5 protein-coding genes are annotated in these 6673 nt (G+C 41.4%); 4 read left to right on the top strand and 1 reads right to left on the bottom strand.

All coding sequences use genetic code 11. The features are described 5' to 3' along the window. The coding region (locus tag VN379_RS07950) for a sensor domain-containing diguanylate cyclase (protein ID WP_325532586.1) at positions 1–2012 on the top strand (2012 nt) is incomplete at its 5' end. Between the two features lie 90 nt (positions 2013–2102). Then, on the top strand, positions 2103–2942 hold the full coding sequence (locus tag VN379_RS07945) for a Cof-type HAD-IIB family hydrolase (RefSeq protein ID WP_325532584.1): 840 nt from the start codon (positions 2103–2105) through the stop codon (positions 2940–2942). 152 nt (positions 2943–3094) lie between these two features. On the opposite strand, the gene VN379_RS07940 is transcribed toward VN379_RS07945, so the two are convergent. Then, positions 3095–3865 carry a CAP domain-containing protein gene (locus VN379_RS07940; protein WP_325532582.1) on the bottom strand — a complete coding sequence of 257 codons (771 nt, stop codon included), beginning with the start codon at positions 3863–3865 and terminating at the stop codon, positions 3095–3097. 355 nt (positions 3866–4220) lie between these two features. On the opposite strand from VN379_RS07940, the gene VN379_RS07935 reads away from it, so the two are divergent. Both VN379_RS07935 and VN379_RS07930 read left to right on the top strand, forming a co-directional pair. Beyond that, positions 4221–5639 carry a GntP family permease gene (locus VN379_RS07935; RefSeq protein WP_325532581.1) on the top strand — a complete coding sequence of 473 codons (1419 nt, stop codon included), beginning with the start codon at positions 4221–4223 and terminating at the stop codon, positions 5637–5639. 83 nt (positions 5640–5722) lie between these two features. Next, on the top strand, positions 5723–6538 hold the full coding sequence (locus VN379_RS07930; RefSeq protein ID WP_325532580.1) for an alpha/beta hydrolase: 816 nt from the start codon (positions 5723–5725) through the stop codon (positions 6536–6538). Positions 6539–6673: the final 135 nt, after the last annotated feature.

Genomic DNA, 6673 nt, shown 5'->3' with positions numbered 1-6673 from the left:
CCTTTTGCGCAAAAATAAAGGAGTTGTTTTCGTATAACACAATTCCTGGTTTTACCAGACTACTGCTATTGATATCAATTAGTGTGCTTACATTGTTTTTTTACGTGTTTGCTTCACAAGAAATTAAGACAACACGTGACTACATTTTAAAAAATTTTGAACAAACTATCAGCATTCAACAGAGTATGGTCGAGAATTGGTTTACTGATCATGCTGGGAAGGTAACAACGTTCTCCGAGCTCCGGTCAACGCAAGACGGTGATATAGAGGTAATTAAGCAGAATATCCAGGCTTTTTTACGGAACAATCCAGAGTTTTCGTGGTTTTCTTATATTGATGTAAATGGCCGGTCATACGATGGAGCCAACGTTTCAGACCGGGAGTACTTCAAACAGAGCATACGCGGAAAGTCCTATACTACAGATGTTCTTTATGGTCGCGTCACAAATAATCCGCTTGTGCTTTTTTCTGCGCCTGTTTTTGGTCACGATGGCAGTGTGATAGGAGTAATTGTTGGATCGGTGGAATTAACCACAATTAGTAAAACTATGGAGCAGTTTCTATTCGGTACAACAGGCGAAACCTATCTTGTTGACAGTAATGGAATGATGGTTACGCCAACACGGCTGACTAATGATCTTGCCATTCGGGGAATATCAAGCACTAATGGGCGTCTTAACGTAAAAGGCACTTACGGATTTGAACAGGCGATGCAAGGTAGATCAGGATCAGCAGTATACATGGATTTTCGTGGTGAACGTGTGTTTGGCGCATTCTCGGCAATTGAGAATCCCAAATGGACTATAATCGCCGAAGTAGATGAGGCTGAAATCTTGGCCCCACTATACACAAAACTTCTCATATTAGGTTTGGTGTATCTTGTTTTAGTAGCGATTCTAATTTATTTGCTCACAGCCTTTGTTCGAAGAATAAACCTTCCGGTTTTCTCGCTAGTAGCAATGGCTAATAAAATAGAAAGTGGGGAATATGGTGTAGTTTCATCTCAAGGGGGTTCTTTTACTAAAGCCCCTGAGGAATTACAGTATTTAAATAAAGCTTTTGTTTCTATGGCGCAAAAATTGATTATCACCATAAATGAGATGAACCAAGTGAATAATTTACTTTTGGAGGCAGAAGGTAAATTCCGGAGTCTTGTGGAGAATTCACTTGTTGGCGTTTATTTTCTGTTAGATGGAAAGATAACCTATTTAAACCCTAAGCTGGAAGAAATGATTGGTTATACTACGGAAGAAGCGAAAGAGTTGAGTAGTTTTCTTGAATATGTGTATCCTGATGATAGAGATATATTTCAGGAGCAGGTTCGGAAAGGAATTAATGAAGAAAAAGATCAAGCTGACTATGAGATCCGCATTCTGCACAAGAATGGTTGTACCATTGATGTTCATGTGCTAGCAAGCACTTGTACAATCAATGGCAAGAAAGCTGTTTGTGGAAGTATGATTGACATTAGTGAGCGCAAATCCTGGGAGAATACTCTAGAGTATGTGAGTTACCACGACGCTGGAACAGGTCTCTACAACCGATCCTTTTTTGAAATTCAAATTAATCAGATAGCCACATCTGGCCGGGACATTGGTATTATTATGTGTGATGTGGATGGCTTGAAAAAAATTAATGATTCATTAGGACATTATGCTGGCGATGCATTACTAAAGGCCGCGGCAAAAACGATCTCGTTTGATGATCGGAGAATTATTTCGGCGCGAATTGGTGGTGATGAATTTGCTGTTTTAGTGTGGGATGCTACAGAAGAGTGCATGAATATACTGCGTAACGATATTGCCACTAATATCAAAATATATAGAAGTACCAAGGGGGCGTTGCCCTTATATATTTCTCAAGGCTCTTGTGTGGGAAAAGGCCTTAGAGTGCGTGAGATTTTACGTCAGGCTGATGATGCCATGTATCAGGAAAAAAATACCAATAAGTTGAAAACCGGGGAATTGATAATGCAGTATCTGGCAGGTGTGCCTGACAATCTGAGATCATAATTCCGACATAATAAGGATAAGACACATAACTTTGGGCTTTTTGAGGATGGAGGCAGAAATTGCTTAGCTTGTTAAAGAAAGGACACGAATATGGCCTATAAATTAGTCTGTATTGATGTTGACGGGACGCTTTTAAATAGTAAGCATAAAGTTACCAATAGAACGAAAGCAATACTACTGCAGGCACATCAGCAAGGTATTCATATCGTAATAAGTACAGGACGAATGTACACTGATGCTGAATATTTCTCCAATCTTATTGGGGTAAAGTCACCGGTGATCGCATCAAACGGGGCTTTCATCAAAGAAAAAGATATTGATAAGGTCATCTACCAGGATGTACTTGGTGAAAGCTTATCACTGGAATTACTGGAGGTATTTCGCAAGCACCGCACAAAGCCCTATTTTTGTACTCCCCATAAGTTTTATTATGGTAATGCTATGTTTAAGCTTTTCTATGTTGCATCCCAAATATTAGGCACGAGAAGCAACAAACTGGACATGGAATATATTTTTTCCTGGAAACAGTGGCAAAAGATATTAAATAAAGAAAAAAATAATATTGTTAAATGTGAGATTATCTATAGAGATATAGCTTTAATTAATGAATTGCGGACTGAATTAAAAAATATCGCACAACTGGAAATCGTCGACTCTTCAAGATACAATATTGAAATCACCCGTAAAGGGGTTTCCAAAGGCAATGCAGTTGCAATGCTGGCAGCTTTTTATGGCCTCAAGCGTGAAGAGATACTCACTATCGGTGATAGTGAGAATGATTTATCCATGATAGAATATGCCGGTTTGGGCATTGCAATGGGAAATGCTTCGGAGACGGTGAAACAAAAAGCCGACTATGTAACAAGTTCTAATGACAACGAGGGAGTAGCTGACGCTATCAATCGGTTTATTTTAGGAAACAGATTTTAAAGAACGCGATAAATGTAATTTTTACGCCAGAATAGGCAGAGAGGCCGCTTGTGATGTATCACAGGCGGCCTCTCTGTCAGGTAAGACATGGTATATCCCTGAATCCCATAAGTGAATAGGAATAGTCATCAATGATAACGAGAATAGTAAGCTTACTTACTAATAAACTCCTGAACCACATATACTTGTCCACTGGAGTTGCGTACTACACCTACGCCAACATCCGTGTAACCGGAGTTGAGAATATTGGCACGGTGGCCTGAACTGTTCATGAACGCAGTTTCGGCAGTAGCCACACTGGTATTGATCGCTAAATTTTCACCGGCAGTTTTATAACTAATGCCGGCTGCAGTCATGCGGTCAAACGGGGACTTTCCTTCGGGGTTGTAATGTGAAAAATAGTTACGGTCAATCATGTCTTTGGCATAGTTGCGCGCCAGAGTAGTTAACTGAGAGTTTGATTTTAGGGTTGAAAGACCATTTTTTGTGCGGTCCTGGTTAAGAAGGGTTAGCGCTTGCTGCTCATCAGTAGCGGAAGTAGTTGTTGTTGTACCACTTGATCCTGTAGTGGTTGAAGGTGTGGAGCTCTTATTTGAGCTGTCTGAAGACTTACTGCCATGATTGGAAAGAGCCGAAATCAATCCGACTGCGACTATCCCGGCAAGAATGCCTTTAGTAGTTTTATTAGCCTTTAGAGTTTCATCGGCCGCAGTTTCACTGGCTGCAGTTTCCTTGACCGCAGTTTCACTGACTGTAGGTTCGTTGACTGGAATAGTTACATTAACTGCAGTTTCGTCGGCTATAGCTTCGTTAGTCGCTTCTGCTGCATATGCGGAGGTCACAAGTGTACCCCCAAGTGAAGTAGTTAAAAGCGAAATGGCAATAATGCCTGAAACGACTTTCTTTTTAAAATTGAGGTTCACATGCATCCACCTTTCGTTGTTGTATTGGTAACTAGGTAATAGGTATTCGACAATTTATCAAAATCTCCTGTTTACATAACGTATGTATATTTTGTTAAGCTTGGATATACCTGAGATTCGATTTGAATAACGGCCATGGGTCATCAAGCAACGATATATCTGCATATTATAGATCTATACTGTTTCCCGGACTGAGCACGCCTAAGGTAATATGGTATAATAGTACCGATAATTAACCAGTTTTAGACTCCCGGCTTTCCTGGGCCCTTTAGGGTATATAAGTGATTTAAGAGCGGTAAGTGTCGGGATGAGGACGGCTAATTTATCGAATGTTATGTTGAAAAGGGGATAATTAGTGGAACTATTAACAATACTACTCAGTCTGATCTTACTAATGTATTTTGCTTTCCGTGGTTACTCCATCATCTTATTTGCGCCATTGTTTGCTATTTTGGCGGCAACAGCCAGTAATTTTAGCCTTATGCCTGTATATACTGAAATCTTCATGACCAAAGCGGCCGAATACTTCAAAATGTATTTTTCTATTTTCCTGTTGGGAGCCGTTTTTGCTAAAGTAATGGAAGACAGCGGTATGGCCCGGGCAATAGCCGGGGCGATTGCTGGTAAGTTAGGCAAAGAGAATGCAGTACTTGCGGTGTTGCTTGGGTGCGGTTCTCTCACTTACGGCGGCATCAGCGTCTTTGTTGTTGTGTTTGTTATGTATCCGTTCGCCGCTGCCCTCTTCCGGGAGGCAGATATTCCAAAACGTTTGATACCTGCTGCTTTATGGCTGGGTACGTTTACATTTAGTATGGGGGCCTTTCCTGGGTCACCACAAATTCAAAATATTATACCAACAGCTTTTTTTGGTACTACAACATGGGCTGAGCCTTTAACCGGTGTAATTAGCGGGCTAAGCATCTTTGTTTTAGGGTGGGCCTGGCTGTTATACAGACAGCGCCAGGCGATGGCGCAGGGTGAGGGCTATGGGCTGCATACACTGAATGAGCCGGAGAAAACTAAGGAACAGCAATTGCCAAATCAACTGCTGGCTGTTCTGCCGCTTATTTTAGTACTGCTAGCTAACCTATATCTAAGTAACCCATTTAAATGGTCTTGGGCCTATCAATGGAACGAAGATATCCTGTTACCCTTCAAAGTTTTGAGACTATCACTATTGAGCACTGATATAGATAAAGTACGGGCAATATGGTCTTTAAATATTGCTTTAATTCTAGGCATACTTCTTGCAATTATCATTGGCCGTAAGCAGTTTCGTAACAAAGGGGGAATTGCTGCTTCACTGAACAGTGGGGCAAACAGCTCACTTGTCGCAGTACTTAATACCGCTTCAGGATATGGTTATGGCAGTGTGGTTGCCAGTCTTGCCGGCTTCCAAATAATTAAGACCTTCTTAATGGAGATTAAGTTCGGGGCCGGGCCACTGGTATCTGAGGCTATTACGGTCAATATTATGGCAGCTATTACCGGGTCTGCATCAGGGGGGATAACAATCGCACTCGGCATGCTCGGGGCTGATTATCTGGCCTGGGCCCAGGCTGCTAATATTTCACCAGATGCTCTGCACCGGTTTGCGGCCTTAGCCTCCAGCGGACTCGATTCTATGCCTCATAATGGAGGGCTCATCACTGTTATGGCAGTGTGCGGCTTAACACACAGGGAGTCATATTATGATCTCTTTGTAATTACCGTAATAAAGACATTGCTGATATTTATATTTATTGGGTTATATATCGGTATCAGGAGCCTATAAGTGTAAGTTTATGAATCAGCGCATTCTTAATCCCCAGTGAATATATTACCACTATAGAGTGTTTTTTATAATGGAGTGATTCGATGGGGTATTATGTTAGAGTAGAATCAAACGTTAATATTTACGTGGAGGATATTAATCCTGCAGGCTGTAAGACCATTTTATTTATACATGGCTGGCCAGCGAGCCATAAGATGTTTGAATATCAGTTTGATCAGCTTCCCCGAATGGGGTATCGCTGTATCGGAATTGATCTCAGGGGTTTCGGCAATTCTGACAGGCCTTGGCGAGGCTACCACTATGATCAATTGGCAGATGATATTCGCTGCGTGATTGACGAGCTTAATTTACAGGATATTATTCTTGGAGGCCACTCTACAGGCGGGGCTGTTACCATTCGTTATATGGCCCGTCATAGTGGATATGGGGTAGCTAAGCTTGCCCTGTTTGCATCTGCAGCGCCCAGTCTTATTAAGCGTCCCCATTTCCCTTATGGTTTAGAAAGAGAAACGGTAGAAAAAATCATCCAGGACACCTATAATGACCGTCCTAACATGCTGCAGGGGTTTGGTAATATATTTTTTTTCCAGCATGTTACAGGGCCTTTCTCAGACTGGTTTTTCCAATTAGGATTACAGGCGGCAGGCTGGTCGACTGCTGCGATTGCCAATGCCTGGTTAGATGAAGAAGGCTTATTCTCTGATCTGGGAAAAATACATGTCCCCACCTTAATCCTTCATGGCATTCATGATAAAGTTTGCCTGTTCCCCTTGGCTATTGTGCAGCATGAAGGAATAAGAAACTCCAAGCTGGTGCCCTTCAAATATAGTGGGCACGGATTATTCTATGACCAGCGCGATAAATTCAATAAGGAATTAGTAGAATTTATTGAAGCATGAATCTCGCCACGATTATTATTACCTATGTTGGTAGAGTCTGCAACGAGAGCCTTTTAGGTGCTTATTTTTTGTTATAGGGTTATTCGCATCTGAAAAAACAATTGACAAAATATGTTTTTTAACATACTATTAGTT

It is taken from the genome of Sporomusa sp., assembly GCF_035561255.1.
Lineage (GTDB): Bacteria > Bacillota > Negativicutes > Sporomusales > Sporomusaceae > Sporomusa.
The sequence above is the reverse complement of the archived record's forward strand: the minus strand, read 5'-3'. Positions and strand labels throughout refer to the sequence as shown.

Coding starts and splice junctions, on each gene's coding strand:
- VN379_RS07945 (WP_325532584.1), top strand. CDS start 2,103: ATGGCCTATAAATTAGTCTGTATTGATGTTGACGGGACGCTTTTAAAT.
- VN379_RS07930 (WP_325532580.1), top strand. CDS start 5,723: ATGGGGTATTATGTTAGAGTAGAATCAAACGTTAATATTTACGTGGAG.